This window comes from Streptomyces djakartensis (assembly GCF_014651075.1).
Classification (GTDB): domain Bacteria; phylum Actinomycetota; class Actinomycetes; order Streptomycetales; family Streptomycetaceae; genus Streptomyces; species Streptomyces djakartensis.
Genome location: NZ_BMWE01000016.1, coordinates 97,196 through 123,794 on the forward strand (window position 1 = coordinate 97,196; position 26,599 = coordinate 123,794).

Here is a 26,599-nt window from a genome sequence, read left to right on the forward strand (position 1 = left end):
CACGCCGTGAGCACCACCCAGCCCCTCACCGGGCGGACGACCGACCGCCCGGCCGGAGAGAACCTCCTCGAAGTGCGCGGTCTGCACAAGCACTTCCCCCTGCGGCAGGGCATCATCTTCCAGCGGCGGGTCGGGGCCGTACGCGCCGTCGACGGCATCGACTTCTCGGTCGGACCGGGGGAGTCGCTGGGGCTCGTCGGTGAGTCCGGCTGCGGCAAGTCGACCACGGGCCGTCTGATCACCCGGCTGCTCGAACCCACCGGCGGATCAGTCGTCTTCGACGGCGAGGACATCACCCACCAGCCCGCCGCGCGGATGGCGCGGGCCCGCCGCAACCTGCAGATGATCTTCCAGGACCCGTACTCCTCGCTGAACCCCCGGCACACCGTCGGCACCATCATCGAAACGCCCATGCGGCTGGGCGGCGTCAACCCGCCGCAGGGCCACAAGAAGCGGGCCCAGGAACTGCTGGAGACGGTCGGCCTCAACCCCGAGCACTACAACCGCTACCCCGACGAGTTCTCCGGCGGCCAGCGCCAGCGCATCGGCGTCGCCCGCGCCCTCGCCCTGCGGCCGAAGCTGATCGTGGCCGACGAGCCCGTCTCCGCGCTGGACGTGTCCATCCAGGCCCAGGTGGTCAACCTGCTCCAGGACCTCCAGCGGGAGTTCGGGATCGCCTTCGTCTTTATCGCCCACGACCTCGCCGTCGTACGGCACTTCTCCGAACGGGTCGCCGTGATGTACCTCGGCAAGATCGTCGAGGTCGCCGACCGGGAGTCCCTCTACACCCGTCCCCGGCACCCCTACACCCACGCGCTGCTGTCCGCCGTCCCCGAGGCCGACCCCGACGCCATGCGGCGGCGCGAGCGCATCCGGCTGGCCGGGGACGTGCCCTCACCGATCGACCCGCCCTCCGGCTGCCGCTTCCGCACCCGCTGCTGGAAGGCCCGGGACAGGTGTGCCGCCGAGGAACCGCCCCTGCTGAGGGCCGACGGCAGCGCGGCAGGCCATCTGACCGCCTGTCATTTTCCCGAGGAGCCGTCGGTCCGGGCGCGGGCCGAGGACATCGTCCTGGACCCGGCGCTCGCCGGGCCCGAGGGGAAGTCCTGACGCGGCCGGAATGGCGGCGGCTGAAGATCGCGGCACGTCGTCGTGGCAGCCGGAGCATGGTGCACCGCCGTGAAGGCGAACGCCATGGCGCCGACGGCCTGTGCACGGCCAAGAAATCCTCCTTTTCACGTGTGAATGCGGGCATAGAAGACACTCGTGAATAAATCGGACTGAACGTGTGAACGTGTGAACGGGTGTCGAGGAGGAGTGGCTGATGAGTGACGCAGTGCAGGGCAACGCGGCGCGGTTGCAACAGACCGGCGACACGGCCCGGGAAGAGGCGTCGGCCACCGCCGGTGAGGCGAGGCAAGCCACAGGACAGCTCGCGGGTACCGCCGCGGATCAGGCCAGGGCGGTTGCGGGTGAGGCGCGGCAGCAGGCCGGCGTCGCGGTCCGCGACCTGCGAAGCCGCGCGATGAGCGAGGTCGAGGAGCAGAGCAAGCGGGCTGCCGGGACGCTCCGCCAGTGGGCGGACGACCTGTCCGGACTGGCGGAGAACGCCCAGAGCGACTCACCTGCCCGCAGCCTGGCGGGGCAGGCGGCCGATGGTGGTCACCGGGCGGCCGACTACCTGGAGAAGCAGGGAGTCGAGGGCGTCCTGGCCGATGTCCAGGATTTCGCCCGCCGCCGCCCCGGAGCCTTCCTGGGAGGTGCGCTCCTGGCCGGGCTGGCCGTAGGACGGCTGGTCAAGGTGGCGGCCAAGGCCGACCGGTCTTCCGGGAACGGGCATCAGGAGGCCGCGCGGACGCCGGAGCAGGTGCCGCCCGGCACCGGGCGGGAGTCGCCGCCGACGGTGGCCCCGGCTCCGCCACAGGCCCCGCCGGCTCCCGGTGTGCCCTCCGGCGGTGCGCCGTCCCGTCCGTATCCGGAGGTGTGAGCGATGTCCTCGCTCCAGTCCAGCCCGACCCGGGCGCACGGCCGGGACAGCTCGGTGGGCGAGCTGCTGTCCGACGTCACGACGGACGTCCAGACCCTGTTCCGCCAGGAGGTCGAACTGGCCAAGACGGAGGTCAAGGAGGAGGCCACCAAGGCGGGCAAGGCCGCCGGCATGTACGGCGGCGCCGGATTCGCCGGCTACATGGTGCTCCTGTTCCTGTCACTGGCCGCCGTGCTGGGGCTGGCCAACGTGATGGACGGGGGCTGGGCCGCCCTGATCGTCACCGCCGTGTGGGCCGTGATCGCGGCCGTCCTGTACCAGCGGGGCCGCACGCGGATGCGCACCGTGTCACCGAAGCCCGAGCAGACAGTCGAAACCATGAAGGAGAATGCGCAATGGGCACGTCATCCGACCAGATGAGGGCCGAGATCGGCGCGACTCGGGAGCGGCTGTCCGCGGACGTGGACCGGCTCGCGGAGCGGGCCAGCCCCCGGCGTGTGGTCCGCCGCCGCACCCGGAGGATGCGCGGCGCGGTCTCGGGCATGCGTGAGCGGGTCATGGGCTCCGCCGCACAAACCGCCCACGGAGTCAGAGGCGGCGCCCAGTCGGCGGCCGGCTCGCTGCAGGAAGGGACCCAGCAGGCGGCCGAGACGGCTCGCGACATGGCCGGGCAGGCCGGGGAAGCCGTACGGCAGGCACCGGACCAGGCCATGCGCCAGACCCAGGGCAGCCCGCTGGGCGCGGGCCTGATCGCCTTCGGCACCGGCATGCTGGTCGCCTCGATGCTGCCCGCCTCAGAGGTGGAGCAGCAGAAGGCCGCCGACGTGATGCAGGGCAGTGGCGAGGCGCTGGAGCCGGTGAAGCAGGCCGCACTCGACTCCGCTCAGAAACTGAAGGAAGAGGCCAAGGACACCGCGCAGAGCGCGGCGCGGGAAGTGAAGGACACGGCGGCGGACGCCGCACGTACCACTCAGGACGAGGCCCGCGACCAAGCCACCCGAGTGACCGACCAGGCCCGTGAATCCGGCAGGCAGGTCACGGACGAGGCGCGGCGGCAACAGAGCGGCCCCACCTGAGCCGGGGCGGGAGCGTGTCCTGAAATCGTCCGGGCCCGGCCCTGTGCAAGGCCCGGGCCCGGCCGTGTGCAAGGCCCGGGCCCGGCCCTGTGGCGCCGGCGGACTCAGCCCGCGCTGACCGCGTAGTTCCGCAGGAACAGCGCCTCCGCCACCGACAGCCGCTCCAGCTCCTCGGGGGAGACGCTCTCGTTCACCGCGTGGATCTGCGCCTCCGGCTCGCTCAGCCCGATGAGCAGGATCTCCGCCCGCGGATACAGGGCGGCGAGCGTGTTGCACAGCGGAATGGAGCCGCCCTGGCCGGCGTACTGCATCCGCTGACCCGGGTAGGCGACCGCCATCGCGTCCGCCATCGCCTGATAGGCGGGGCTGGTGGTGTCGGCGCGGAAGGCCTGGCCCTGCCCGATCTGCTCGACGCTCAGCCGCGCGCCCCACGGCGTGTGCGCCTCCAGATGAGCCTGGAGCAGCTTGGTCGCCTCGGCCGCGTCCACCCCCGGCGGCACCCGCAGGCTGACCAGCGCACGGGCGCTCGCCTGCACGGAAGGGGTGGCGCCGATGACGGGCGGGCAGTCGATGCCGAGGACCGTCACGGCCGGCCGAGCCCAGATGCGGTCGGCGACCGTGCCGGAGCCGATCAGCTCCACGCCGTCCAGCACCTTGGCGTCCTGCCGGAACTGCTCCTCGTCGTAACTCAGCCCCTCCCAGGCCGCGTCCGCGGTCAGTCCGTCGACGGTCGTCGTACCGTCCTCGGCACGCAGCGAGTCCAGGACGCGGATCAGCGCGGCGAGGGCGTCGGGCGCCGCACCGCCGAACTGGCCCGAGTGCAGATTGCCGGCCAGGGTGTCGACCCGTACGCGGACCGCGGTCATGCCTCGCAGAGTGGACGTGACCGTCGGCAGGCCGACGCGGAAGTTGCCCGTGTCGCCGATGACGATCGTGTCGGCCTCCAGCAGCTCCGGGTGCTCCTCGGCGTACCGCTCGAGGCCGCCCGTGCCCTGCTCCTCCGAGCCCTCGGCGATCACCTTCACGGTGACGGGCACGCCGCCGTTCGCCTTCAGCGCGCGCAGGGCCAGCAGATGCATGACCAGGCCGCCCTTGCAGTCGGCGGCCCCTCGCCCGTACCAGCGCCCGTCCCGTTCGGTCAGTTCGAACGGCGGGGTCGTCCAGCCGTCCTCGTCCAGCGGCGGCTGCACGTCGTAGTGGGCGTAGAGCAGGACGGTCTTGGCACCCTGCGGGCCGGGCAGACAGCCGTAGACGGACTGCGTGCCGTCGGGGGTGTCGAGCAGGGCCACGTCCTTGAAGCCCTCGGCGGCGAGCGCGTCGGCGACCCAGCGTGCGGCGCCCTCGCTCTCGCTCCTCGGGAACTGGTCGAAGTCCGCCACCGACCGGAAGGCCACCAGTTCGGCGAGCTCCTCCTTCGCCCTGGGCATCAGCGAGGCGACGGTCTCGGCGACCGGATTCGACGACATGGGCACGCTCCTCGTGGGTGCGACGTTGTAGCGGTGAGTGCTGTAGATCCTCCCACAGTGGCCTGTGACCAGGTCGGCCGTAGGATGCGGGAGGTAGCAGCGGCAGGCGGCTTGATCGGGAGCAGTAGACCATCGTGAGCAGCGAGAACTCTTCAGCGGACGACGCGCGGCAGGTGTGGGACGTCGTCGTGGTGGGCGCGGGACCGGCGGGCGCTTCGGCCGCGTACGCGGCGGCGGTCGCGGGCAGACGCGTGCTGTTGCTGGAGAAGGCGGAGCTGCCGCGGTACAAGACGTGCGGCGGCGGCATCATCGGCCCCTCGCGCGACGCGCTGCCGCCCGGCTTCGAACTGCCGCTCAGGGACCGGGTGCACGCGGTGACGTTCTCTCACAACGGCCGTTTCACGCGGACGCGCCGGTCCAAGCGGATGCTGTTCGGGCTGATCAACCGGCCCGAGTTCGACCAGCAGCTCGTCGAGCACGCGCAGAAGGCGGGCGCCGAGCTGCGGACGGGCGTCACGGTCCAGCGGGTCGAGCAGCACGGCTCGGCGGTGCCCGACCGGCGCACGGTCGCCGTGGTCCTCCAGGGCGGCGAGGTCCTGCTCGCGCGGGCCGTGGTGGGAGCCGACGGCAGCGCCAGCCGCATAGGGGCCCATGTCGGGGTCAAGGTCGACCAGGTCGACCTCGGCCTGGAGGCCGAGATTCCCGTCCCGGACACCGTCGCCGAGGACTGGAAGGGGCGGGTTCTCATCGACTGGGGCCCGATGCCGGGCAGTTACGGCTGGGTCTTCCCCAAGGGCGACACCCTGACGGTCGGGGTGATCTCGGCGCGGGGTGAAGGAGCCGCGACGAAGCGGTACTTGGAGGACTTCGTCGCGCGGCTGGGACTCGCCGGCTTCGAACCGAGCATCTCCTCCGGTCACTTGACCCGGTGCCGTGCCGACGACTCGCCGCTGTCGCGCGGACGGGTGCTGGTGTGCGGCGACGCGGCGGGGCTGCTGGAGCCGTGGACCCGCGAGGGCATCTCCTTCGCGCTGCGCTCCGGCCGGCTCGCGGGGGAGTGGGCGGTACGGATCGCGGAGGCGCACGACGCGGTGGACACGCGCCGCCAGGCCCTCAACTACGCGTTCGCGGTCAAGGCCGGTCTCGGGGTGGAGATGAGCGTCGGCAAGCGGCTGCTGAGCGCGTTCGAGCGCCGTCCCGGCCTGTTCCACATGGCGCTGACGAGCTTCCGTCCGGCATGGCGGGCGTTCAAGGACATCACGCAGGGGGCGACGTCGCTGGGCGAGATCGTCCGCACGCGTCCGGTGGCCCAGCGGGCCCTGACCGCGCTCGACCGTCGTCCCGCCGTGACGGGCGAGGCGCAGACGGACGAGGTCAGCGCGTCATCGTGACCTCGAAGACCGGGTGGTCGGGGGCGATGCGGCGGAGCTGGTCGTCGGGGGAGTCCGGGCCGACTCCGTTGAAGAAGACCCCGACCTCGGGCCTTCCAGCGCCTGAGGTAGGCGCGCAGGATCGGGGTCTTGTCGTCGGTGCTCGACACGCTGCGTGCACACGGTGACGCGCCGCGCGCTCCCGTGCCGGGGCTGGACCGGCTGCCCGAGCTGGTGGAGCAGGCGGAGAGCGCGGGCCTGACCGTCGACGTCGAGGGCGAGCTGCCGGGCCTCGCGCCCGGCCCGGACCTCGCCGCCTTCCGGATGAGATCGCCCGCCGCCTGGTCGTCGGTCCGCTCACCGCGAAGATTCACGTCAGCCGCACGATGGTGAAGCCGGGCGCCCGCGACCGGGCCCATGGTCGTGCTCGCCTACGAGTCGGGGCCGGTGCGGCTGGGCCGGCTGGGCTGACCCCCCGAGCGGAACCGGAGCAGCACACTGACGACCCGGGCGGCGAAGAGTAGGGGCGCGAGCACCAGCCCGGCGCGCAGCAGCAGGCTCTCCGCAGTGTCCGGGAGGTCGAAGAGCAGCGCGGGACCGGCCACGGCCCCGAAGACGAGCGCCGCCGCGAAGGCCGCACTGCACAGCGCGTACCCGATCTCGACGGTGATCGCGTCCCGTTCGGCCTGGGTGCGCCGTCCCCCGTGACTGGTCATTCGCCGAGTCAAACAGGAGGGCGCCCGGTGGGCAAGCCTGCGGGTTTGTCGAGGACGTACGCCGTGTAGCGAGTGACGCGCCCGATGGCCCGGTGAGCCCGGACGACGGCGATGACCTCGTCCCAGTCCCGTGCGTCGAGTGTCCTGAGGCCGGGCCACCGCACGCACAGGGCCTGCCGGCCGGCCCGGGTGGACGCGGTGGCGGCGAACAGGGCACAAAGCTGGGCCGCCCTGTGGAGTACCGGAGTGGTCCAGTCGGCGATCCGGCGCGTGGTGAAGCCGGCGGCGGAAGCCATCAGCGGGTACCGCTCGCAGGGTTCGATGTCGTCGAAGCGCCAGGTCCCGCGTACGAGGCCGTTCGGGTCGAGGGTCTCGACCGGCTGATCCGTACGGGAGGTGACATCCACGAGGACGAGCCGGCCGCCTGGGCGGAGCAGGCGGAAGCTCTCGTTCAGGAACGACCTGCGGCCCTCATGGCCGAAGTGGAAGGCGGCCTCCAGGCAGTGCACTCGGTCGAACGAACCATCCGCCAGTGGGATTTCCGCTGCCCGCCGCGGCAGAGCCGTGGCGTCGCCGACGGCGAGACGCACGCCGGTCAGGCCGCCGAAGCGGCGACGCGCCTGGTCGATCTGCGCGGGCTGGATGTCCACCCCCAGCGCCCGGCACCCCGCGGCGCCCAGCCGCGCCGTCGTGTCGCCGCGACCGCATCCGGCGTCCAGGACGAGCTGTCCGGGCCGGGCGTCCAGCAGCGCCAGCGACCGGCGGACCAGACGGCGCTGGAAGGGCACCGGCCCGGTCAGCGCCGCGAACGGCAGGGTGAGCGGCGTGAAGTAGCCGATGTTGGCCAGACTGTCCCAGCCGAGGTGCCGCAGCACCCGGAAGAGCACACTGTCGTCGCCGTACGCACGCGCGAGGTCCTGGCTGTCGTCCATCCCGCATCCTCCGCTTCCCGTGGGCACCGATACCGGGTTCGCACTGCCCGTGTCACCGCCCCGACCTGCGCTTACACTGGGCCCACAAGGGATGTTCGTGACGTACCGGAACCGTCGTGCGCTATCAGCGGCTGCTCGTACCGGCCCTCGCCCTGATCCTCCTGACGGTGCCCGCGATCTCCGCCCGGGCACAGGGTGAGGAAGTTCCGCGCGGCCCCACCTTCGCCGCCCGCGCTCTTCAGGCGCTGATCGACGGCATCCAGTTCGGGGTGATCATCGCGATCACCTCGGTCGGGCTCTCGCTGATCTTCGGCACCATCCACCTGATCAACTTCGCGCACGGCGAGTTCGTGACGATCGGCGCCACCTTCGCGTTCTTCCTCAACGTCTCCGCGGCCGGTCCGGGCTGGCACCTTGTCCCCGCGGCCCTCGCCGCGGTGGTCTTCGGCGCCCTGCTCGGCGGGGCCGTCGATCGCGGCATCTGGCGCCCGCTGCGTGCTCGGGGCACCGGGCTGATCAACATGTTCATCGTCACCATCGGGCTCTCGCTGGTGCTGCGCCACGTTGTCCTCGTGCTGTACGGAACCCGGCCCGCCTCCTACGCGCAGTACGACATCCAGAGCACGATCGACCTGGGGCCGGCCGGCATCACCCCACGGGACCTCACCGTCACCCTGCTCGCCGTGCTGGTGCTGCTCGGCGTCGCCGCGCTCCTCCAGAGGACGCGGATCGGCACGGCCGTGCGGGCCGTCTCCGCCAACCGCGATCTCGCGGAGGCGTCGGGCATCGACGTGCAGCGGGTGGTGCTGTTCGTGTGGATGCTCGCCGGTGGGCTGGCCGCGCTCGGCGGGGTCTTCTTCGGCCTGGTCGAGATCGTCAGCTGGGACATGGGCTTCAAGCTCCTGCTGCTCATGTTCGCCGGGGTCATCCTGGGAGGGCTCGGCTCCGCCTACGGTGCGATGGTCGGCAGCCTCGTCATCGGCGTCGTCGCCCAGATGTCCACCCTGTGGTTCCCGGTGGACCTGCAGTACGCCTGGGCGCTGATCGTCCTCATCCTCGTTCTCCTCGTCCGGCCGCAGGGCATCCTCGGCCGGGCCGAACGCGTCGGGTGAGGAGGTGCGCCATGGACTTCTCCGCCATCGTCACCGATGCCCTGCGCTCGGGAATCGGCCCTATCGCCGCCGTCTACGCGCTCGCCGCGATGGGGCTGAACCTGCACTTCGGCTACACGGGGCTCCTCAACTTCGGCCAGGTCGGTTTCATGATGGTCGGCGGCTACGGGCTCGCCATCACGGTGTCGACGTACGACGGCCCGATGTGGCTCGGCGTCCTCGGCGGAATGGCCTGCGCGATCGTGCTGGCACTGCTCCTCGGCCTGCCCACCCTGCGGCTGCGCGCCGACTACCTCGCGATCACCACGATCGCGGCGGGGGAGACGCTACGGCTGTTCTACCGCTCCAACTGGGCCGAGCCGGTCACCGGTGGGGTGTTCGGGCTCCAGAGGTTCGCGAACGACTTCTACGCGCTCAACCCCATCGAGCCCGGCACCTACGGTGTCTGGCTCGTGCGGTTCAGCTCCCGCGACCTCTGGGTGATGATCGTCGGATGGGCGCTGGTGCTGGTGGTCGGCGGTCTGCTGGCCCTGCTGATCCACAGCCCCTGGGGCCGTGTCATCCGGTCGATCCGTGAGGACGAGGTCGCCGCGCGCAGCCTCGGCAAGAACGTCTACGCGTACAAGATGCAGAGCCTCGTGCTCGGCGGGGTCATCGGGGCGGTCGCGGGAATGGTGCAGGCGATCCAGGTGCAGTCCGTGAACCCCGACAACTACGACCCGGGCGTCACGTTCTTCCTGTACACGCTGCTCGTTCTCGGAGGCGCCGGGCGGATCCTCGGGCCGGTCCTCGGCTCGATCCTGTTCTGGTTCGTCCTCAGCTTCCTCGACAGCGCGCTCCGCCAGGCCATCGACGCCGAGTACATCTCACCGGACCTCATCAGCACCTCGGAGGTCGGCGCGGTGCGGTTCGCCTTGGTCGGGGTCGCCCTGATCCTGCTGGTCGCGTTCCGGCCGCAGGGCATTCTCGGCAGCCGGAAGGAGATGCTGCTCAGTGGCCGCTGACACCCATGTATCCCGCACCGGCCGGCTCTCCGCGATCGATCCCGAGCCGGGGGTGCGCAAACCCCACCCCCTGCTGGTCCTGGACCAGGTGACCCGCACCTTCGGCGGTCTCGTCGCCGTGCGGGTCGAGCACCTGGAGGTGCAGCGCGGGGCCATCACGGCGCTCATCGGGCCGAACGGGGCCGGCAAGACCACGCTGTTCAACGTGGTGAGCGGGTTCGACCGGGCCGACGGCGGCCGGTGGTCGTTCGACGGACAGCCGCTCACCGGCTCCCCGGCGCACCGGGTGGCGCGGCGCGGAATGGTCCGTACGTTCCAGCTCACCAGGACGCTCGCCCGGCTCACCGTGCTGGAGAACATGCTGCTTGCCGCGCCCGGGCAACGCGGCGAGCGGGCGCTGCCCGCGCTGCTGCGACCCCTGTGGCGCGGGCAGGAGCGGGAGTCCGAGCGCCGGGCCGACGAACTGCTGGACCGGTTCCGGCTCGGGCCCCTGCGCGACGACCACGCAGGCACGCTGTCCGGGGGGCAGCGCAAACTGCTGGAACTGGCCCGTGCGCTGATGGCCCGGCCGGTGATGCTCCTGCTCGACGAGCCGATGGCCGGGGTGAACCCCGCGCTGACCCAGTCGCTGCTCGGACACATCACTCAACTGCGCGACGAGGGACTCACGGTGTGCTTCGTCGAGCACGACATGGACGTGGTGATGGGCATCAGCGACTGGGTGGCCGTCATGGCCGACGGGCGCCTGGTGGCCGAGGGCCCACCGCACATGATCGGCCGGAACACCGCCGTCGTGGACGCCTACCTGGGTAAGCGCCACGACGAGCCGGAGGCGACCGAGGAGAAGGGCGAGGAACAGGGAAAGGAGGAGTAGCGATGTCCGCCGAGGAACAGACACCGGTGCTGGCGGCCGACGACATCGTCGCCGGTTACGTCCCCGGAGTCGACGTACTGCGCGGATGCAGCATCGAGGTGCGGCCGGGCGAGGTGGTCGGTGTGATCGGCCCCAACGGCGCCGGTAAGTCGACGCTGGTCAAGGCCGTCTTCGGGCTGCTGCGGGTGCGTGGCGGGACGGTGCGGCTGCGTGGCGAGGACATGACCGGCCGGCCCGCGCACGAACTGGTCCGGCGGGGTGTGGGCTACGTACCGCAGTTGCAGAACGTGTTCCCCACGCTGACCGTCGAGGAGAACCTGCGGATGGGGGGCTATTTGCGGCCCAGGAACCACACGCGGCGGGTCGCGGCGGTCGAGGAGCTCTTCCCCATGCTGGCCGACCGCCGCAGGCAGAAGGCCGGCGCGATGTCGGGCGGCGAACGCCAGATGCTCGCGATGGCCCGTGCCCTGATGATGGAGCCGCAGCTGCTGCTGCTCGACGAGCCGTCGGCCGGCCTGTCACCAGTCCACCAGGACCACGTCTTCGACCGGTGCAGGGTGATCAACAGCGCGGGCGTCGCCGTGCTCATGGTCGAGCAGAACGCCCGCAGGTGCCTTCAGCTCTGCGACCGCGGCTACGTCCTCGACCAGGGCCGCAACGCGTACACCGGTACGGGCACGGCCCTGCTGCACGACGAGAAGGTGATCGAGCTCTACCTCGGCACGCTCGCCCGCGTCCGTTGACTCCCGCTGTCGGTCCTCCCGGTCACTGCTCGGCCTTGCTGGTCTCGGTACGCAGGGTCTGCAACGCTCCCTTGTCGTCGTAGCCGTACACCTCGATCGTCGCCTGGCCGGGTTCGCCCTTGTCGGTGAAGTTGAGCGGACCGCTCACACCGTCGTAGTCGATGTTCCTGCCGTCGGCGAGCAGTTCCTTGCAGGCGGCGAACGAGTTGCACTTCTCGCCGTCCTTGGTGATCCCGTTCATCTCCTTCACGTACTCGCCGGGATCGTCGGACTCCGCCTTCTCGGCGGCGAGCGCGATCGTCGTCACGCAGTCGAACACCTGCGGTGCGAACTGCAGTTCCTTCAGCTTCGGCGCGAATTTCTTGAGGTCCTTCACGTACTGCTCGTTCTCCGCCGAGGCCGGTGCGGTCCCCTTCATCCCGGAGAGCCTCTCGGGCTGGCCCGGGGCGACCAGCGAGGGCAGTTCCTCACTGCGCAGTCCGTCGGCGCCGTAGACGCCGATCCGGTCGGGTCCGATTCCGGACTCGATCATGCCCTGAAGGATCTGGGCGCCTTCCTCGAAGGCGATCACCACGGCGGCGTCCGGCCTGGAGTTCTCGATCTGCTGGGCGACCTGGTCGAAGTTGGTCGCCTTCGGGTCGTAGGTCTCCGCCAGCGTCACCGTCGCACCGCGCTCCTCCAGCGACTTCCGGGTGGACTCCATCAGGCCGCGCCCGTAGTCGTCCGCCCGTGCGACCAGGGCCACCCGGTTGTGGCCGTCGTCGCGGACGACATCCGCCAGGATGGGCCCCTGCAAGGCGTCGCTCGGGACGGTACGGAAGTAGAAGCCGTCGTCCTCGTAGTCGGTGAAGGTGGGAGCGGTGTTCGACCCCGAACACTGCACCACACCAGCTCCGGTCACCCGGTCGATGAAGGACAGTGACATGCCGGAAGCCGCGGCGCCGATGATCGCGTCCACGCCTGCCGCGAGGACCCGGTCCGCCGACTGCGCGGCGACGGCCTCCTGGCCCGCCTCGTCACTGGAGACCACAGTCGGCACGGACTTGCCCAGGACTCCGCCGGCGTCGTTGATCTTCTGTATCGCGAACTTCAACGATTCGATCTGGGGTGGGCCGAGGTAGGCCAGCTGTCCCGTCTCCGGCAGGACGTAGCCGAACTGGAGCTCACCATCGCCCGGCTCGGCCTGGGCGGTGCCCGTCGTACCGCAGACGGCTATCGCAAGAGCGGCCGCGCTCGCGAAGATCGCGGACCGCCGTATCGACGCTTTCATCTCCGCCTCCGCTCATGTACATGCGGCGGTGGTCGACTGGCCGGCCATCGCCCGCCATCTGTACATGAGGGTAAGACCCTTTCGTAATCCGGAAAAGCATAAAACGTACACTTTTTCGATTGGCTGCGCTTCGCGCCTCGCCCTGCGTCCCCTCACAGGTCACGCAGCGTCACGATCACCAGTCCGGGCCGGTAGCTGTCGAGGACGGCCTGCGGGGAGGCGTTGCCCTGCTCGGGGGAGTTCGCGTCACCGCCGCGGTCACCACGGCGAGGAAAATCGCGCCGCCCACCTGGACCGAGGTGTCGAGCAGCCGGAGACCATGCCCTGCTCGTGCTCGTCGACGCCGTTGGTGCCTGGACGTTGAGGGAGCCGGGCCGTGCCGAACCGGTCGATGACGGCCCCCACCTTCGTCGCCGACAGCGTGACCGGCGCGCCTGGCGGCAGGAAGGCTAGGGCTGTGTGCAGCGCCGACCAGCCGAGCAACTAACTGCTGTAGAGGGTCACCAGGAACTGGAAGCCGATGTAGCTGCCGAGGAACGTCAACGCGCCCAGCCGCGCACCCACTTGCGGCCCCGAGCGCAGCACGCCGAGCCGGATCGGCGGGCGGGGCTGCGCCGCTCGACGGTGACGAAGGCCGCCAGCAAACGGCGACGGCGGCGAAGGACAGGATGGTCCGGGCCGATCCCCAGCCCTGGACAGCACACCTGGTCCAGTCAGATCCCGGATGTCTCCCGCCACAGTTCGGCGAGCGCCTGGTCGCCCCTGACCGACGGCAGGGGAGCCCGGTTCCACAGCGCCAAGTACAACCGCTCGGCCGTGCCGGACAGTTCGCACTCCGCCTCCCCGGTGGCGCCTCGGGTGGTCACCGGGGGCTCGGACGACAGCCGTACGGTCCACACGGCGCCGGTGTCGTCCGTGCGCACCCGCAGGACGCGCGGCTCCTGCGTGCGCACCCGGCTCCTGGAGCGGGCGTGGAAGCCGCGCAGCAGTTCGTCGATGCCGTCGGTCGCGAAGTCCGGGGCGACGGCAGTGGTTCCTGACCCGCGTGCGGACTCCGCGTCGAACCGGTGCACGGCCGTCTCGTGCGCCTGCCGCCGGGTCCAGAAGGCCAGCGGGGACGGCGCGGGCAGGAAGGACCAGCACTTCACATCGGGCGCGGCGTCGGCCAGTGTGCCGACGAGGAGACGGTGGCTGTCGCGGTACCAGGCCACGAGCTCCGCACCGTCGAGGTCCGGGACCTCACCCAGCGGACGGCCCTCGGTGTGCCGCTCGGCGACGTACGACGCGGCCCACCGGTGCACCGCGCCAGTGTGCCGCAGCAGATCGCGCACGTACCACTCCGGGCACGTCGGCACCTTGGCGTCCGTCCCGGCCTCCTCGGCGGCCGCGGCCAGCAACCGGCCCTCAGTCTCCAGCGTTCGAAGGAACTCGGCGGTCTCCATGACGCGAGTCTGCCGCACGAAGCGCACTCGGGCGCCGGAATTTCCCAGGCGACGTCAGGGCAGCGGCGTGCCGCCCGTGGCGTTGACGATCTCCGCGGTGATGTACGACGCGTCCTGGGAGGCGAGGAAGACGTACGCCGGAGCCATCTCGGCCGGTTGCGCAGGCCGCCCGATGGGCGCCTGCTGGCCGAATTTCTTGGTGTCCGGCATCGTCGCCGGGATGAGCGGCGTCCACACCGGTCCGGGTGCCACGGCGTTGACGCGGACGCCCTTGTCGATCACCATCTGCGCCAGCCCCTGCGTGAAGGTGACGATCGCGCCCTTGGTCGTCGCGTAGTCCAGCAGATGCGGACTGGGCTTGTAGGCCTGCACCGACGTCGAGTTGATGATGCTCCCGCCCTCCGGAATGTGCGGCAGGGCCAGCTTGCACAGCCAGAACATGCCGTACAGGTTGGTGCGCATCACCCGGTCGAACTGCTCGGTGGAGATCGCCTCGATGCCGTCGGGCTGCGACATCTGGTACGCCGCGTTGTTCACCAGGACGTCGATCCGGCCGAATTCCGCGACGGCACGGTCGATCAGCGCCCGGCAGTTCTCCTCCTCCCGTACGTCGCACGAGACGGGTACGGCACGCCGTCCGGCCTCCTCGACCAGCCGGGCGGTCTCGGCGGCGTCGTCCTTCTCATCGTCCAAATGGGTGAAGAGCACATCGGCTCCCTCGCGGGCGAACGCCAGGGCGACCGCGCGGCCGATGCCGGAGTCCCCGCCGGTGATCACAGCCTTGCGGCCGTCCAGCCGGCCACTGCCCCGGTAGGACTCCTCACCATGGTCCGGGGGCGGGTCCATGGGGCCGGTCCAGCCCGGATGCGGCTGGTCCTGGGAGGGAAACTCCGGGGTGGGGTGCTGTTCGCCGGGGTGCTGCTGTCCGGTCACGGGTCTGCCTCCTTCGTCCATGGTGAGCCCGGTGATCACAACGGGCGAGTCCCGGGTACCCCGGTGCCGGGACACCGATCACCTCGAAGGACGGTCGGACGCCGGCGCCGCCGGCATCAGGTCCACCGCCCGGGACGGGGCGCGGCCTTCCACGCCACCGAGGAGACCAGGAGGCCCGGTGGCTCGGCCCGGGGCGGCTTCACCCCCGGGTTCGCGAGGCTCGGCCTGTTCCCGCTCGCCTCGATGGCGAGGCGAGTTGAGCCGGCGGCCCCGCGATGCGTGGGCCGTGCGCGTCAGCGGCCCGCGGCGCGGTGTGCCGCGAGGCAGACGACCGCGGCCACGCCGGCCAGGACGGCCACGCTGGTGAGCGCGGTGGGGAGGGAGAACCAGTCCGCCATGAAGCCGATGGCGGGCGGCCCCAGCAGCATGCCGCCGTAGCCCAGCGTGGATGCGGTGGCGACCCCGCCGGGGCCGGCGAGGGCGCCCGCTCGTTCCACCGCCACCGGGAAGAGGTTCGCCAGGCCGATGCCCGTCACCGCGTACCCGAGCAGGGCCGCCCACAGGGAGGGGGCGAGCGAGCCGAGCAGCATGCCCGCCGCCGCGGTGGTGCCGCCGACCACGACGGTCCTGGTCCGTCCCAGGCGTTCCAGGAGCGTCGTGCCGGTCAGGCGGCCGACCGTCATGGCGAGCGCGAAGCAGGAGTAGCCGACGGCCGCGGCGCCCGGCGAGGCGTCCAGGTCCTGTTCGAGGTGCAGGGCACCCCAGTCGGCCAGCGCCCCCTCGCCGTACGCGGTGCACCCCGCGATCAGCCCGAAGACCAGCACCAGGCCCCTGGTGCGGCGGTGCGGCCGACGCGGGGCACTCGCCTCGGGTCGCCGCCGCTCCGGTGGGGCGGGGGGCTCGCACCGCAGGAGCGTACGGCCCGCCACGGCGGTCACGAGCAGCCCGGCGACGGTGAGCAGCAGCAGATGCCGGGTGGGGGAGAGGGCGTGCGCGACCAGCCCGCCCAGCCCCGCCCCGATCATGCCGCCCAGGCTGAAAGCGGCGTGGAAGCTCGGCATGACCGGCCGCCGCAGCGCGGTCACGAGATCGACGGCGGCGCTGTTGAAGGCGACGTTGATCCCGCCGTACGCGGCGCCGAAGACCAGCAGAACGAGACCGAGCGCCAGGGCCGAGCGGGTCAGCGGGGGCAGGGCGACGCTGAGGGAGAGCGCGACGGCGCAGACCACGGTGACCCGGTGGTTGCCGTAACGCCGGCACAGGCGTCCGGTGAGGACCATGGTGACGACGGCTCCGGCCGAGACGCCCAGGAGGGCGAGGCCGAGGGCGCTGGCGGAGGAGTTCGTCTGTTCCTTGATGGGCGGGGATGCGCACGACCCAGCCGGCGAAGACGAAGCCGTCCAGGGCGAAGAAGACGGTGAGCGCGACGCGGAGTCGGGTGAGGGAGCGGCCGTCGCCCGGCACGGCACTGTGCTGACGGGGTTTGTTTATTTGCGGCACAAATGCAGGCTAGGTGGGTGCGGTCGTCGCGACAAGGTGCGACTCTGGGACGAGAGCTATCCGCCGAGGGGACTCGGGAGGGGCGCGATGGGACGTGACGTGCCGGCCCTGGTGTTCACACGGGAGGACCGCCGTCGGTACCGGGACAAGATGCACACCGGCCTGGAAGTGCTGACCCGGATGCTGCGCGAGTCCAGCTTCGAGAGCGAGTGCCCCCGGGTCGGGCTGGAGATCGAGCTCAACCTGGTGGACGACCACGGACTGCCGGCGATGCGCAACACCGACGTGCTCCGGGCGATCGCCGACCCCTCCTGGTCGAGCGAGCTGGGCCGTTTCAACCTGGAGATCAACATCCCGCCCCGTGAGCTGACGGCCGGCGGCCCCGGCGCCTGGGAACTGGCGATCCGGGACGCCCTCAACCACGCCGAGGACCGTGCCTCGGCCGTGGGCGCGCACCTGATCATGGTCGGCATCCTGCCGACGCTGGGGGAGCCGGACGTGAGCGGGGCCGCCCTCTCCGGCGACCCGCGGTACCAGTTGCTCAACGAGCAGATCTTCGCGGCGCGCGGCGAGGATCTGCGGATCAGGATCGACGGCGTGGAGCGCCTGTCCACGTATGCCGACACCATCACGCCCGAGGCCGCCTGCACCAGCACCCAGTTCCACCTCCAGGTCGCCCCCAAGCAGTTCGCCGACTACTGGAACGCCGCCCAGGCCATCGCCGGGGTGCAGATCGCCCTGGCGGCGAACTCCCCCTATCTGTTCGGCCGGGAGCTGTGGCGCGAGACCCGCGTACCGCTGTTCGAACAGGCCACCGACACCCGCCCGGAGGAGATCAAGGCCCAGGGTGTACGGCCGCGGGTGTGGTTCGGGGAGCGGTGGATCACCAGCGTCTTCGACCTCTTCGAGGAGAACGTCCGCTACTTCCCGGCCCTGCTGCCGCTGTGCGACGACGAGGACCCGCAGGAGGTGCTCGACCGCGGCGGCATCCCCCAGCTGGGCGAACTGACCCTGCACAACGGCACGATCTACCGGTGGAACCGCCCCGTCTACGCGGTCACGGGAAGCGGCCCGCACCTGCGCATCGAGAACCGGGTGCTGCCCGCCGGCCCCACCGTCGCCGACATCATCGCCAACGGCGCCTTCTACTACGGACTGACCCGGGCCCTCGTCGACGAGGACCGGCCGGTGTGGACACGGATGTCCTTCGCGGTCGCCGAGGAGAACCTGCACACCGCGTCCCGCGACGGTATCGACGCCCGCCTGTACTGGCCGGGCGCGGGCGAAGTACCGGTGACGGAACTGGTGTTGCGGCGCCTGCTGCCGCTCGCCCACCGGGGTCTGGAGCTGGCCGGCATGGACGCCGCCTGGCGGGAACCGCTGCTGGGCATCATCGAGCAGCGCTGCGTCACCGCCCGCAACGGCGCCCTCTGGCAGGCGGAGACCGTCCACCAGCTGGAGAAGGCCGGCATCTCCGACCGGCGGGAGGCACTACGGCAGATGACCTCGACGTACATGGACTACATGCACATGAACGCCCCCGCGCACACCTGGCCCGTCGACTGACCTGCTCACGCCGGGCTGGGCGTGGCCCGGCCCCGCCAGCCCTCGGCCGGTGTCAGCGGAACGGGGGCGGGCACCTCCGCCGACGTCGTCAGCTCGATACGCCGTCCCTCGACCGCCGAGCGGAGCAGCGCGGTCATCGTGTCCAGTACGTGCAGGGCGAGTTCGCCGTTCGCCCGCTGTCCGCCCGCGGCGACGAAGTCGAGCAGCCCGACACCCCGTGCCCCGTCCTCGTACCCCGCCGACACCGGGAGCGTGTGCCAGCGTGTGCCGCCCAGCGGGTGGAGCCGTACCTCGCCGTCGAAACGGTTCGGGTCGGGGACCGACAGGGTCGCCGTCTCACCGTGGACCTCGATCGGCGCGGCCGTGGTCGCCACACCGTCGAAGCTCGTCGTGATGGTGGTCAGCGTCCCGTTCGCGTGCTCCAGCACCCCGGAGACATGACTGTCCACCTCGACCGGTATGCGCTCGCCCGCGCGCGGCCCGGAACCGATGACACGCTCGCCGCGCAGCCTCCCGGCAGCCCCGGTCACCGCGCGCACCGGTCCCAGCAGATGGACCAGAGCCGTGAGGTAGTACGGGCCCATGTCCAGCAGCGGGCCACCGCCGGCGGTGTAGTAGAAGTCGGGCTGCGGGTGCCAGCGCTCGTGGCCCGGGGTGACCATCATGGCCGAGGCGAACAGGGGGCGTCCGATGCTCCCGGCCTCCACCGCCGCCCGGGCCGTCTGAACGCCCGTGCCAAGGACGGTGTCCGGCGCGCACCCGATGCCCACGCCTGCCTTCGCGGCGGCGTCGACGACGGTGTGCGCGTCGGCGAGCGTGGTGGCGAGCGGCTTCTCCCCGTAGACGTTCTTGCCGTGGCCGACGGCGCCGAGGGCGATCGCGGCGTGCGCGGCAGGGGTGGTGAGGTTCAGGACCGTGTCCACGTCCGGGCTGCTCAGCAACTCCTCGACCGGCAGCGCCCGGACGCCCGGCAGCCTGGCGGCGACCGCCGCCGACCGGGAGGCGTCCAGGTCGGCGACCGCGGTGACCCGTACGGCGGAGCGGCCGGTGAGCGTGTCGAGGTACGCGCGGGAGATCACTCCGAGCCCTACGACTCCGATGCGGTGCGCGTCGCCCACAGCATGCCCCTCTCGATGATGGTGCGGACGTTGGTGTTCTCGAGGACGTCGACGCTGTGCCCCGGCGTCGTCACCACGATCCGCCCGGCGCCCCACCGGCGGGTCCAGACCGCGGGTGAGGTGACCGGCCGGTGCCAGGGCTCCCACGGCCGGGTGGGATGCGTGGTGGTGGCCAGGACGTCGATGAGGTCGTCGTGGAGCACCCAGTACTGCTCGGTGCACAGCTCGAAGTCCTGGAGGCCCGCGGTGACGGGGTGTTCGCGTCCGGCCTCGGTGAGACTGATGGTGTGCGGCAGGAAGTTGTCCTCCGCTTCGCCCCGGCGCTCGCACGGTTCCTTGCCCGGGTGGGTGGCGAACTGGCCCCCCACCAGGTGCAGATAGTCGGAGGACGCGCGGAACGAGTCGGCGATGCCGCCGTGCCAGCCGGTGAAACCGGTGCCGGCCACGACCGCGGCACTCAGCCCCGTCAGCTGCTCACGCGTGATCTGCGACATCGTGACGCACTGCACGACGAGGTCGGTACCGGCCATGACGGCGGCGTCCGCGTAGACGTCGGTCGACTCCTCGACCCGGACGGCATAGCCGTTGTCCCGGAGGAAGGGCAGGAAGAGTTCCGTCGCCTCGACCGGCTGGTGCCCCTCCCAGCCGCCACGCACCACAAGGGCATTCTTCGGCGTCATAGGGACCTCACTATGCGCCGGGCGCCCGCGCTCACGAAAGGGGCCGGCGCCTCACGAAAGTTTCGCCTCGGCGGCCCGTGCGCCGACCGTCCAGCACGCCGCGGTGAAGCGGACGCCGGATCCCTCCACGAAGGGGTCGAAGGCCGCCCGGACCGCCTGGACGATCCGGGCGCGGGTCTGCTCGTCCTCCACCTCGGGCAGGAACATGCCGAGTGGGCCGAGCCGGGTGAAGTAGCGGGCCAGCTCCCTCTCGGGCAGGGTGCAGACCGCGTCGACCGGCCGGATGTCGACGTCGGTCCACCCGCTCCCGGAGAGGATGCCGCGGATCCTGTCCGGGTCCGCGAAGGCGAACTGGCCCGGTTCGTCCGGCCGGCGGGCGGGCAGGTCCGGCAGGAACGGCCTGGCGGCGCGCTCGGCCGTGGTCATGAACGGGTTCTCGTCCGGGCCGCGCCAGACCACGAACCGGAGCGCGGCCTCGTCCCGCACGGCCCTGCGCAGATTCGCGAAAGCCCGTACGGGGTCGTCGAAGAACATGACACCAAAACGCGAGACGACGGCGTCGAAGGCACCGGGCTCGAACGCGTGCTCCTGCGCGTCGGCGCGGACGAAGGACGCCGGTACGCCCTCCTGCTCGGACCACGCCCGCGCGGCGTCGATCATCGGGCCGGAGATGTCGACCCCGACGCAGTGGCCGACGCGTCGGGCGACGGCCCGTGTGACGCCGCCCGTGCCACAGCCCACGTCGAGCACACGGCCGGCCCGCTCCGAGGCCACGGCCTCGACGAGCAGGTGCTCGAAGGGCCGGAACATCTCGTCCAGCACCGCCTGGAGGTCGACCCAGGCGTGTCCGGCGCGCCCGTTCCAGCGAGCGGCCTGTTCGTCGTCGGTCCTGCGCTCGGCGTCCATGCTCGTGATTCTCCTTCTCCTTGACCTCGTCGGATGCGGATGACAGCTTTCTACTTCAAGCCGACTTGAGGTCAAGGTCATGACGGAGCTGGACATCGCCGAAGTGGCGCAGCGCGCGGGGGTGCCCGCCTCGACGCTGCGGTTCTACGAGGAGAAGGGTCTGATCGTCTCCACCGGTCGGCGCGGTCTGCGCCGTCAGTACGACTCCGGTGTGCTGGAGCGCCTGGCGCTGATCGCGCTGGGACGGAGGGCCGGGTTCTCCCTCGACGAGATCGCGCACATGTTCGCGCCGGACGGCCGGCCGCGCATCGACCGGCGGATGCTGGCGGACCGGGCGGACGAACTCGACCGCAGGGTGCGTGAACTCGTCCTGCTGCGCGACTCCCTGCGGCATGCCGCCGCGTGCCCGGCGCCGAGTCATCTGGAGTGCCCCACGTTCCGCGGCCTTCTCGACGCGGCGGCGTCCGGCGGTGTCACCCGGCCGGGACGGCGGCCCCCCGGCCGCTGACCGGCCGGCAGCCCAGGCGTCGGCCTTGGTGCGACACCTCGGGGTGCGCGTCCATGTTCACGAAAAACGTTCTACATCCGGTCACGTTATACTTGCGGCGCCCGAGGAGACCATCGTCGTGCCTGGTCGCACGGCTGCGACAGCGAGGGGGTGGACGCCATCCCGGCACGCCCCGCCCGCATCCAGGACGTCGCGGCCGCCGCCGGCGTCTCGGTGTCCACGGTGTCGAACGTGCTCAACCGGCCCGAGCGCGTCAACGCACAGACCGCCGAGCGCGTCCGCACAGCGATCGCCGCACTCGACTACGTCCCCCACCCGGGAGCCGCCGGCCTGCGCACCGGACGCGCCTGCGCGATCGGGCTGGTGCTGCCCGACGTGACCAATTCGTTCTATGCGCGCATCGCGAGGGGCGCCGCCGACGCGGCCTACGGCCACGGCTACTCCCTCGTCCTCTGCCACAGCGGGGACGCACCGGAGCGGGAGCAGGGCTACTTCAGCATGCTCGTGGAGCAGCGGGCCGTCGGTGTGGTCGTCGTGCCGCTCAGTGCCGACCCGGGCCGGCTGGCCAGGCTCCGCGAGCGGGGCATCCCACTCGTCCTCGCCGACCGCGCGATGCCCGACCGGGACGGCTGCTCGGCCTCCGTCGACGACATCGCCGGCGGCCGCATCGCCGTACAGCACCTCCTCGACAGCGGGGCGCGCGACATCCTCGTCGTCAACGGCGAGCGCGGCATACGCCAGTGCGCCGACCGGTACCAGGGAGCGCGGCAGGCCGTGCGCAGCCGGCGCGAGGCACACCTGGACCAGGTCGTCGCCGAGCAGATGAGCGTCGCGTACGGCAAGAAGATCGCGGACGGGCTCGACGCCGTGCCCGACGGAGTGTTCTGCACCAACGACTTCCTCGCGGCGGGAGTGTGCCGGGGGCTCACCGAACGAGGCGTGCGCATCCCCGATGACGTGCAGGTGGTCGGCTACGGCGACCTCGACATCGCGAGCTTCGGGGCGACCACCCTGACGACGGTCCGGCAGCCGGTCGAGGACCTCGGCCGGGCCGCCGTCGAGATGCTCCTCGACGAGATCGAGGCCCGCGCGGAACACGCCCACGAGACCCGCGTCTTCGCCCCCGGTCTCGTCCTGCGCGCCTCCACTCGACCGCCTTCCGCGCACCACGCCCCGCTCACCGGCACTGACAAGCGCTGCCGATTCCCTGCGCCGTGATCCAAACGACAAGCCCTGAGCCTGTCCAGCGGATCAGGCGCGGGAAAGCGGCGGTGTCCGACGACGCAGACGGGCGTACCGAGCCCCGCGTTCTCGGTATGGCCCGCCGGACACCTCCTAGCCCGGGATCCTCAGCGTCACCGGCCCCAGCAGCCCCGACGACAGCTGCGAGTCGAACGCCCAGGCGGTCGGTGTGGCCTCCGCGAGATACGGCGCCAGCGTGCCGCGGACCGTCACCTCCAGCCGGACCGTACGCCCGGCGGCGCCGCGCAACGCAAAGCGGTAGGGCGCGCAGAACGCCTCCCCGGCGAACTCGCCGTCGACCGAGACCTCCACGCTGCCCCGCACCCGCCCCAGGTCCAGCACGGGATCCGCCCCCGGCGGCACCTCCACCACACGGGCGTACGTCACGCCCCCGCTCCAACCGCCCAGTCCCAGCTCCCGCCAGTCACCCAGCGGCAGCGGCGCCGGTACGGTGCGGGCACGCACCGGTCCGGTCCAGGCGGATCCGCCCCGCAGGACCGCGGTCGGCTCGGTGACCACCTCGACACGAGTCGTCTCCGCGAGAGGCTGACGCAGTCTCAGTACCGGTCCCTCCAGGCTGATTTCGGTGTCGGCCCCGACCGAAACCCGGGCGTCCAGCGCCAACGGCAGGCCGAGCGACGCCGTTCCCGCCGGCACCGTGAAGCGGAAGCGTTGCGGCACCGCGTGGACGTCGTCCGTCGACCGGGCGGCCCACACGGCACCCCCCAGCACCGGCGCGCCGGTCAGCCATGCCGTGTCCGGCAGCGGGTGCGACCGCACCACGGCGTGGCAGTGCTGCAACTCGCCCCGCCTGCGCCGGTCCTCGACCGTCCGGCCGTGCCAGCCGCCCGCCGAGGCCTCCCATCCGGCACCGCTGACCAGGGCCGTCACCTCGGTCCCGGAACACACCACCATGTCCACGAAGACCGCGTCCCGGGCGTCGGCGGTGTCGGCCACCACCTCCAGGGTGTGCGGTCCCGCCCCGAGCGCCGGTTCGTGGCGGAAGAACATCGGCACGGCGCCCCAGTCGGCCTCGTAGTACTCCACCTTCTCCTGCCGTGCCACGACATCCCCGTCGAGCAGCACGGTGACAGCCGAGGCCGCGCCGACGACCAGTACCGCCCGCGCACCCTCGCACGGGACGTGGATCCGCCCGCGATACGCCACCCGGCCGTCCGGCCGCACCCCGTCGGGCGGACGCATGAACCTCGGACGCGGCCCGAGTCCGCCCGGCGCCGACAGGCAGAAGAAGCTGCCCAGCGGTGTGTCCTCGACGGCCGAGATCGTCGAGGGCCTGCTCTGCGCGTCGGAGAGTTCGTACTCGAGCACGTTGCGGCCCCGGCTCACCGTGACCCGGGCGGAGGCCAGGTAACCGCCGCCGTCCGGGTGCAGTGGCTCGCCGTTCCACCACACGCGCTTGGCCGCCTCGGCGCCGACATGGAGTTCGGCGGGTCCCCGGTGGCCGGTCTCCACGATCGTCCGCACCCGGGCGGCCGTTGCGCGGACCGGCACGGGGACGCGCACGAACTCCTCGTTCACCAGCCCCTTCAGGCCCAGCAGCCCGCCGGGATCAGGGAGACCTCGGCTCGACGAGTACACGCCGACGTCCCAGCCCCCGTCCGGCGGAGTCAGGGGCGACTCGCCGGCCAGGACCCGTTCGGCGGCCTCGGCATCCAGCGGCTCGGGCACCTGACCGACGGGCACCGGGGGCAGGACGCGGACCCGGTTGCCGTAGGTGACCCGGGCCCGCTCCCACACCCCGCCCTCGGTCCAGTCCATGGACCAGATCTGCGGCTCGTCCACGGGGGATCCAGGCGGCAGCGCCAGATCGCCCCAGGCGTTGTCCATCGTGGGGACCAGCCTGCCCTCCCAGCCGGCCGAGACGTCGATCACCCGGGCGGCGCACTTGCGTTCCGGACGCTCCTGCGCCGGCCGGCCCTCACGCCACACGACCAGGGCCGCGGGAGCACCGTCCAGCGGCACCTCGACGGCCGAGGAAGCGCCGTCGCCGGAGACGGTGACCCGTGCGGGGGTGCGGGAGCCGGTCGCCGGGTTCCACACCTCGGCCTCGGCGACCCCGGCCCGCACGGTCACGGACGAGGTGCCGCGGCCGTCGGCCACCGTGGCGGAACCGGTCCGCAGCGGATGCGCGCCGATCTCGGGGAAGGCCGACGTCACCAGCGCCACGGCCTCGTCGCCCTTCCGTCTGACGAGCAGCGGAACATCGGCCGTGGCGTACCCGGCCGCGTCGGCGACCGCCGCCGCGCCCGCGTCGGCGTCGGCCACCCGCTCCAGCCGGGGGTGTGCCACCAGGGCCGCCACCACCGAGTCGTCGCCGGACCGGCCGGAGGCCGTGGCGGGCGGGCGGCCCACCACGACGACCCGTCCGCCCGTGTCGAGCAGTCCGGTCAGCCGCCGCGCCGTCTCCTCCTCCAGCACGCTCGCCGACGGCAGCAGCACCGCGGTGTACGCCAGGTCCCCGATCCGCAGGGCGCCCTCGGCCGTCCCGGCGCGCTGGACCGAGGCGTCGTCGACGATGTCGAAGGAGATGCCGTGCCGGTCCAGGGCGCCCACGCGCGGACCCAGCCAGTTGTTCGTGCCGCACAGGTCGAGGTAGTGGCGCTGCGTCTCGTCGGCCTCGGCGTGGCCGTCGCCCAGCCGGCCGTCGCCGAAGTGCTGGACCGGCGCGTCCAGCGGCACGAGGGCCTGCATGGTGGCGGTGGGGTGCAGCACCGCCACGTCGGCCGCGTAACCTCCCCAGGACATGATCGAGCAGATCCGGGCCACGGCCCGGGAGAACGCCGGGTACTGCTTCCAGTAGGGCTGGCGCCAGTCCGTGGACGGCGGCGCCCACTCGAACCAGCCGCCCGCGGTGCCGAAGTAACTGGCGTGCGGGTTGTACAGGTTGGCGCCGCTGCGCAGGAACGGCAGCAGCCAGTGGTAGGTGTCCTCCAGCGTGCCGCCCCAGCCGGAGGAGTGGAACGCCTCGATCCACACCCGCTCGTGGCCGTAGAGGTGGGCCATGGAGGAGTGCACCTTGGCGTCGCCGTGATGGTCGCTGCCCGCGGCACCGTACCAGCGGTGGGTGCGGAAGTAGTCGGTGTAGATCTGCGTCGACTGGGCCGGGTAGCCCGCCCGCGCCGGATGGCTCTGGTCGCTGCCGAGCAGCATCCCGCGCTCCCGGTGCCATGCGGCCAGCGGCCGGAACAGGGCCTCTTCGGCCAGTTCCGCGCGGACCGCGTAGTAGTCGGCGCGGATCTTCGTCTCGGGGACGGTGGCGTCGGTGCCGAACAGGGCGGCAAGGTGGTCGAGCAGGTCGTAGCCGCGCCGGGTGCGGAACTCCTCGGGGAAGCGCCGGCTCCAGGCGTTCGTGGCGGGCAGTTCGTCCTGGAAGCTGCCCGCTATGACGGTGCCCAGGTGGCCGGGTACGCGCCGGTCGTACTCGTGGTGCACGGCGTCCATCAGCAGGCCGACCGCGGCCGGGTCCAGGTAGTCGAACGCCGTGGGGACGGTGGTGACGAGCCGCACGCCGGGCCCGTCGGGGGCGTCGACGCGTACGGTGCCCGGACCGTCCGCGGCGAGGCCGAGGCGCCCGCCCCGTGCGGAGTACGCGCCCAGTGGGGTCTCGGCGTCCAGCAGGACGACGGCGCCCCCGGAGACGGTGACGTCGCGGCAGCGCAACGCGCCACCCCGGGCCGACGGGTGACGTCGCGTCACATTGCCCTGTACGTTCGCGCCCGAGAAACCGAGCTGGTCGTAGAACCACAGGCGGGTGCCCAACTCCGCTGCGATCTCGCAGGCGTCGGTGAAGCGGGCCCACCACTCCTCACCGAACCAGACCGGATCGTCGGCCCGGGCGCCGAACGCCGGACCGGCCGGGGCCAGGTTGATCACGACGAGGTTGTGGACACCGCCCTTCGCGAACGCCCGCATCTGCCAGGCGAGCCGATCGCGGGTGACCTTCGCGCCCGACCACCACCACAACGGCGTCGGCCCGAAGTCGCGGGGCGGGTTCTCGAACAGGTGCCGGAGCGCGGGGGAGATCACTGAGGCGGCCCTTCCCCTAAAACGTTTTCAGACCGCCTTCACCGTAGGCGAGCTGGAAGGATCACGCCATATCCCGGGAGGGCGCGGCGGCAGTCCCGGCGGATGCG

22 protein-coding genes and 5 pseudogenes are annotated in these 26,599 nt (G+C 71.8%); 14 read left to right on the forward strand and 13 right to left on the reverse strand.

The features are described 5' to 3' along the window. Positions 1–6: 6 nt before the first annotated feature. From IE212_RS25650 to IE212_RS25665, 4 genes are all read left to right on the forward strand, one after another. Positions 7–1,110 carry an ABC transporter ATP-binding protein gene (locus tag IE212_RS25650; RefSeq protein ID WP_190200312.1) on the forward strand — a complete coding sequence of 368 codons (1,104 nt, stop codon included), beginning with the start codon at positions 7–9 and terminating at the stop codon, positions 1,108–1,110. A 214-nt stretch (positions 1,111–1,324) separates the two neighbouring features. Next, complete coding sequence (locus IE212_RS25655; RefSeq protein ID WP_190200313.1) at positions 1,325–1,987, forward strand: hypothetical protein; 663 nt, start codon at positions 1,325–1,327, stop codon at positions 1,985–1,987. Between the two features lie 3 nt (positions 1,988–1,990). Beyond that, positions 1,991–2,407: a phage holin family protein gene (locus IE212_RS25660; RefSeq protein ID WP_190200314.1), complete on the forward strand. Its 417-nt coding sequence runs from the start codon at positions 1,991–1,993 to the stop codon at positions 2,405–2,407. Further along, positions 2,383–3,063 (forward strand): DUF3618 domain-containing protein, encoded by a 681-nt coding sequence (locus tag IE212_RS25665; protein ID WP_190200315.1) that lies wholly within the window; start codon positions 2,383–2,385, stop codon positions 3,061–3,063. The genes IE212_RS25660 and IE212_RS25665 overlap by 25 nt, the downstream gene beginning before the upstream one ends. 104 nt (positions 3,064–3,167) lie before the next feature. Here IE212_RS25665 and IE212_RS25670 read toward each other — a convergent pair whose 3' ends face one another. Next, positions 3,168–4,529 carry a dipeptidase gene (locus tag IE212_RS25670; RefSeq protein WP_190200316.1) on the reverse strand — a complete coding sequence of 454 codons (1,362 nt, stop codon included), beginning with the start codon at positions 4,527–4,529 and terminating at the stop codon, positions 3,168–3,170. 134 nt (positions 4,530–4,663) lie between these two features. On the opposite strand from IE212_RS25670, the gene IE212_RS25675 reads away from it, so the two are divergent. Further along, complete coding sequence (locus IE212_RS25675) at positions 4,664–5,920, forward strand: geranylgeranyl reductase family protein (RefSeq protein WP_190200317.1); 1,257 nt, start codon at positions 4,664–4,666, stop codon at positions 5,918–5,920. Here the strand turns inward: IE212_RS25675 and IE212_RS35095 are convergent. Next, a pseudogene (locus IE212_RS35095) lies at positions 5,904–6,057 on the reverse strand (deazaflavin-dependent nitroreductase); the annotation flags it as partial. The gene IE212_RS25675 and the pseudogene IE212_RS35095 sit on opposite strands and share 17 nt — an antisense overlap. Between IE212_RS35095 and IE212_RS25680 the strand changes: the two are divergent. Beyond that, positions 6,041–6,256 (forward strand): annotated as a pseudogene (locus IE212_RS25680) (sensor histidine kinase); the annotation flags it as partial. The pseudogenes IE212_RS35095 and IE212_RS25680 overlap by 17 nt on opposite strands. Continuing rightward, positions 6,223–6,370 (forward strand): annotated as a pseudogene (locus IE212_RS25685) (DNA-binding response regulator); the annotation flags it as partial. The pseudogenes IE212_RS25680 and IE212_RS25685, both read left to right, overlap by 34 nt. On the opposite strand, the gene IE212_RS25690 reads toward IE212_RS25685, so the two are convergent. Beyond that, positions 6,331–6,615 carry a DUF6332 family protein gene (locus IE212_RS25690; protein ID WP_190200318.1) on the reverse strand — a complete coding sequence of 95 codons (285 nt, stop codon included), beginning with the start codon at positions 6,613–6,615 and terminating at the stop codon, positions 6,331–6,333. The pseudogene IE212_RS25685 and the gene IE212_RS25690 overlap by 40 nt on opposite strands. Before the next feature lie 8 nt (positions 6,616–6,623). Next, the gene (locus tag IE212_RS25695) at positions 6,624–7,547 is read right to left on the reverse strand and encodes an SAM-dependent methyltransferase (protein ID WP_190200319.1); all 924 of its coding nucleotides are present in this window, start codon (positions 7,545–7,547) and stop codon (positions 6,624–6,626) included. Between the two features lie 116 nt (positions 7,548–7,663). Here IE212_RS25695 and IE212_RS25700 point away from each other — a divergent pair, with 116 nt between their 5' ends. From IE212_RS25700 to IE212_RS25715, 4 genes are read left to right on the forward strand one after another with little or no spacing between them, the layout of a single operon-like run. After that, complete coding sequence (locus IE212_RS25700) at positions 7,664–8,659, forward strand: branched-chain amino acid ABC transporter permease (RefSeq protein ID WP_190200320.1); 996 nt, start codon at positions 7,664–7,666, stop codon at positions 8,657–8,659. An 11-nt stretch (positions 8,660–8,670) separates the two neighbouring features. Further along, positions 8,671–9,663 (forward strand): branched-chain amino acid ABC transporter permease, encoded by a 993-nt coding sequence (locus IE212_RS25705; RefSeq protein WP_190200321.1) that lies wholly within the window; start codon positions 8,671–8,673, stop codon positions 9,661–9,663. Next, on the forward strand, positions 9,653–10,537 hold the full coding sequence (locus IE212_RS25710) for an ABC transporter ATP-binding protein (RefSeq protein ID WP_190200322.1): 885 nt from the start codon (positions 9,653–9,655) through the stop codon (positions 10,535–10,537). The genes IE212_RS25705 and IE212_RS25710 overlap by 11 nt, the downstream gene beginning before the upstream one ends. A gap of 2 nt (positions 10,538–10,539) precedes the next feature. Further along, positions 10,540–11,280, forward strand: a complete 741-nt coding sequence (locus IE212_RS25715; RefSeq protein ID WP_190200323.1) for an ABC transporter ATP-binding protein — start codon at positions 10,540–10,542, stop codon at positions 11,278–11,280. A gap of 22 nt (positions 11,281–11,302) precedes the next feature. Here IE212_RS25715 and IE212_RS25720 read toward each other — a convergent pair whose 3' ends face one another. From IE212_RS25720 to IE212_RS25735, 5 genes and pseudogenes are all read right to left on the reverse strand, one after another. Next, the gene (locus IE212_RS25720) at positions 11,303–12,550 is read right to left on the reverse strand and encodes an ABC transporter substrate-binding protein (RefSeq protein ID WP_190200324.1); all 1,248 of its coding nucleotides are present in this window, start codon (positions 12,548–12,550) and stop codon (positions 11,303–11,305) included. A 167-nt stretch (positions 12,551–12,717) separates the two neighbouring features. After that, positions 12,718–13,241: pseudogene (locus IE212_RS35100) on the reverse strand (MFS transporter); the annotation flags it as partial. Positions 13,242–13,263: 22 nt separating this feature from the next. Then, on the reverse strand, positions 13,264–13,992 hold the full coding sequence (locus IE212_RS25725; RefSeq protein WP_190200325.1) for a maleylpyruvate isomerase family mycothiol-dependent enzyme: 729 nt from the start codon (positions 13,990–13,992) through the stop codon (positions 13,264–13,266). A 54-nt stretch (positions 13,993–14,046) separates the two neighbouring features. After that, positions 14,047–14,946, reverse strand: coding sequence for an SDR family oxidoreductase (locus tag IE212_RS25730; protein ID WP_190200326.1), 900 nt, complete (start codon positions 14,944–14,946; stop codon positions 14,047–14,049). A gap of 272 nt (positions 14,947–15,218) precedes the next feature. Continuing rightward, a pseudogene (locus IE212_RS25735) lies at positions 15,219–16,389 on the reverse strand (MFS transporter). A gap of 123 nt (positions 16,390–16,512) precedes the next feature. On the opposite strand from IE212_RS25735, the gene IE212_RS25740 reads away from it, so the two are divergent. Continuing rightward, positions 16,513–17,991 carry a glutamate-cysteine ligase family protein gene (locus IE212_RS25740; protein ID WP_190200327.1) on the forward strand — a complete coding sequence of 493 codons (1,479 nt, stop codon included), beginning with the start codon at positions 16,513–16,515 and terminating at the stop codon, positions 17,989–17,991. A gap of 5 nt (positions 17,992–17,996) precedes the next feature. Here the strand turns inward: IE212_RS25740 and IE212_RS25745 are convergent, their stop codons facing one another. The 3 genes from IE212_RS25745 to IE212_RS25755 are packed head-to-tail and all read right to left on the reverse strand — an operon-like array spanning position 17,997 to position 20,695. Continuing rightward, the gene (locus tag IE212_RS25745; RefSeq protein ID WP_190200328.1) at positions 17,997–19,109 is read right to left on the reverse strand and encodes a Gfo/Idh/MocA family protein; all 1,113 of its coding nucleotides are present in this window, start codon (positions 19,107–19,109) and stop codon (positions 17,997–17,999) included. Beyond that, entirely contained in the window at positions 19,079–19,789 is a 711-nt protein-coding gene (locus tag IE212_RS25750; RefSeq protein ID WP_190200329.1) for a ThuA domain-containing protein, read from the reverse strand. The genes IE212_RS25745 and IE212_RS25750 overlap by 31 nt, the downstream gene beginning before the upstream one ends. A 51-nt stretch (positions 19,790–19,840) precedes the next feature. Continuing rightward, positions 19,841–20,695, reverse strand: a complete 855-nt coding sequence (locus IE212_RS25755; protein WP_190200330.1) for a class I SAM-dependent methyltransferase — start codon at positions 20,693–20,695, stop codon at positions 19,841–19,843. Positions 20,696–20,774: 79 nt separating this feature from the next. On the opposite strand from IE212_RS25755, the gene IE212_RS25760 reads away from it, so the two are divergent. Then, complete coding sequence (locus IE212_RS25760) at positions 20,775–21,203, forward strand: helix-turn-helix domain-containing protein (protein ID WP_190200331.1); 429 nt, start codon at positions 20,775–20,777, stop codon at positions 21,201–21,203. A gap of 150 nt (positions 21,204–21,353) precedes the next feature. Continuing rightward, on the forward strand, positions 21,354–22,421 hold the full coding sequence (locus IE212_RS25765) for a LacI family DNA-binding transcriptional regulator (protein WP_190200332.1): 1,068 nt from the start codon (positions 21,354–21,356) through the stop codon (positions 22,419–22,421). Positions 22,422–22,538: 117 nt separating this feature from the next. On the opposite strand, the gene IE212_RS25770 is transcribed toward IE212_RS25765, so the two are convergent. Beyond that, positions 22,539–26,492: a glycosyl hydrolase gene (locus IE212_RS25770; RefSeq protein WP_190200333.1), complete on the reverse strand. Its 3,954-nt coding sequence runs from the start codon at positions 26,490–26,492 to the stop codon at positions 22,539–22,541. Between the last annotated feature and the right edge of the window lie 107 nt (positions 26,493–26,599).

Coding starts and splice junctions, on each gene's coding strand:
- IE212_RS25655 (WP_190200313.1), top strand. CDS start 1,325: ATGAGTGACGCAGTGCAGGGCAACGCGGCGCGGTTGCAACAGACCGGC.
- IE212_RS25715 (WP_190200323.1), top strand. CDS start 10,540: ATGTCCGCCGAGGAACAGACACCGGTGCTGGCGGCCGACGACATCGTC.
- IE212_RS25760 (WP_190200331.1), top strand. CDS start 20,775: ATGACGGAGCTGGACATCGCCGAAGTGGCGCAGCGCGCGGGGGTGCCC.
- IE212_RS25665 (WP_190200315.1), top strand. CDS start 2,383: ATGGGCACGTCATCCGACCAGATGAGGGCCGAGATCGGCGCGACTCGG.
- IE212_RS25725 (WP_190200325.1), bottom strand. CDS start 13,992: ATGGAGACCGCCGAGTTCCTTCGAACGCTGGAGACTGAGGGCCGGTTG.
- IE212_RS25670 (WP_190200316.1), bottom strand. CDS start 4,529: ATGTCGTCGAATCCGGTCGCCGAGACCGTCGCCTCGCTGATGCCCAGG.
- IE212_RS25705 (WP_190200321.1), top strand. CDS start 8,671: ATGGACTTCTCCGCCATCGTCACCGATGCCCTGCGCTCGGGAATCGGC.
- IE212_RS25660 (WP_190200314.1), top strand. CDS start 1,991: ATGTCCTCGCTCCAGTCCAGCCCGACCCGGGCGCACGGCCGGGACAGC.
- IE212_RS25730 (WP_190200326.1), bottom strand. CDS start 14,946: ATGGACGAAGGAGGCAGACCCGTGACCGGACAGCAGCACCCCGGCGAA.
- IE212_RS25755 (WP_190200330.1), bottom strand. CDS start 20,695: ATGGACGCCGAGCGCAGGACCGACGACGAACAGGCCGCTCGCTGGAAC.
- IE212_RS25740 (WP_190200327.1), top strand. CDS start 16,513: ATGGGACGTGACGTGCCGGCCCTGGTGTTCACACGGGAGGACCGCCGT.
- IE212_RS25695 (WP_190200319.1), bottom strand. CDS start 7,547: ATGGACGACAGCCAGGACCTCGCGCGTGCGTACGGCGACGACAGTGTG.
- IE212_RS25690 (WP_190200318.1), bottom strand. CDS start 6,615: ATGACCAGTCACGGGGGACGGCGCACCCAGGCCGAACGGGACGCGATC.
- IE212_RS25720 (WP_190200324.1), bottom strand. CDS start 12,550: ATGAAAGCGTCGATACGGCGGTCCGCGATCTTCGCGAGCGCGGCCGCT.
- IE212_RS25750 (WP_190200329.1), bottom strand. CDS start 19,789: ATGACGCCGAAGAATGCCCTTGTGGTGCGTGGCGGCTGGGAGGGGCAC.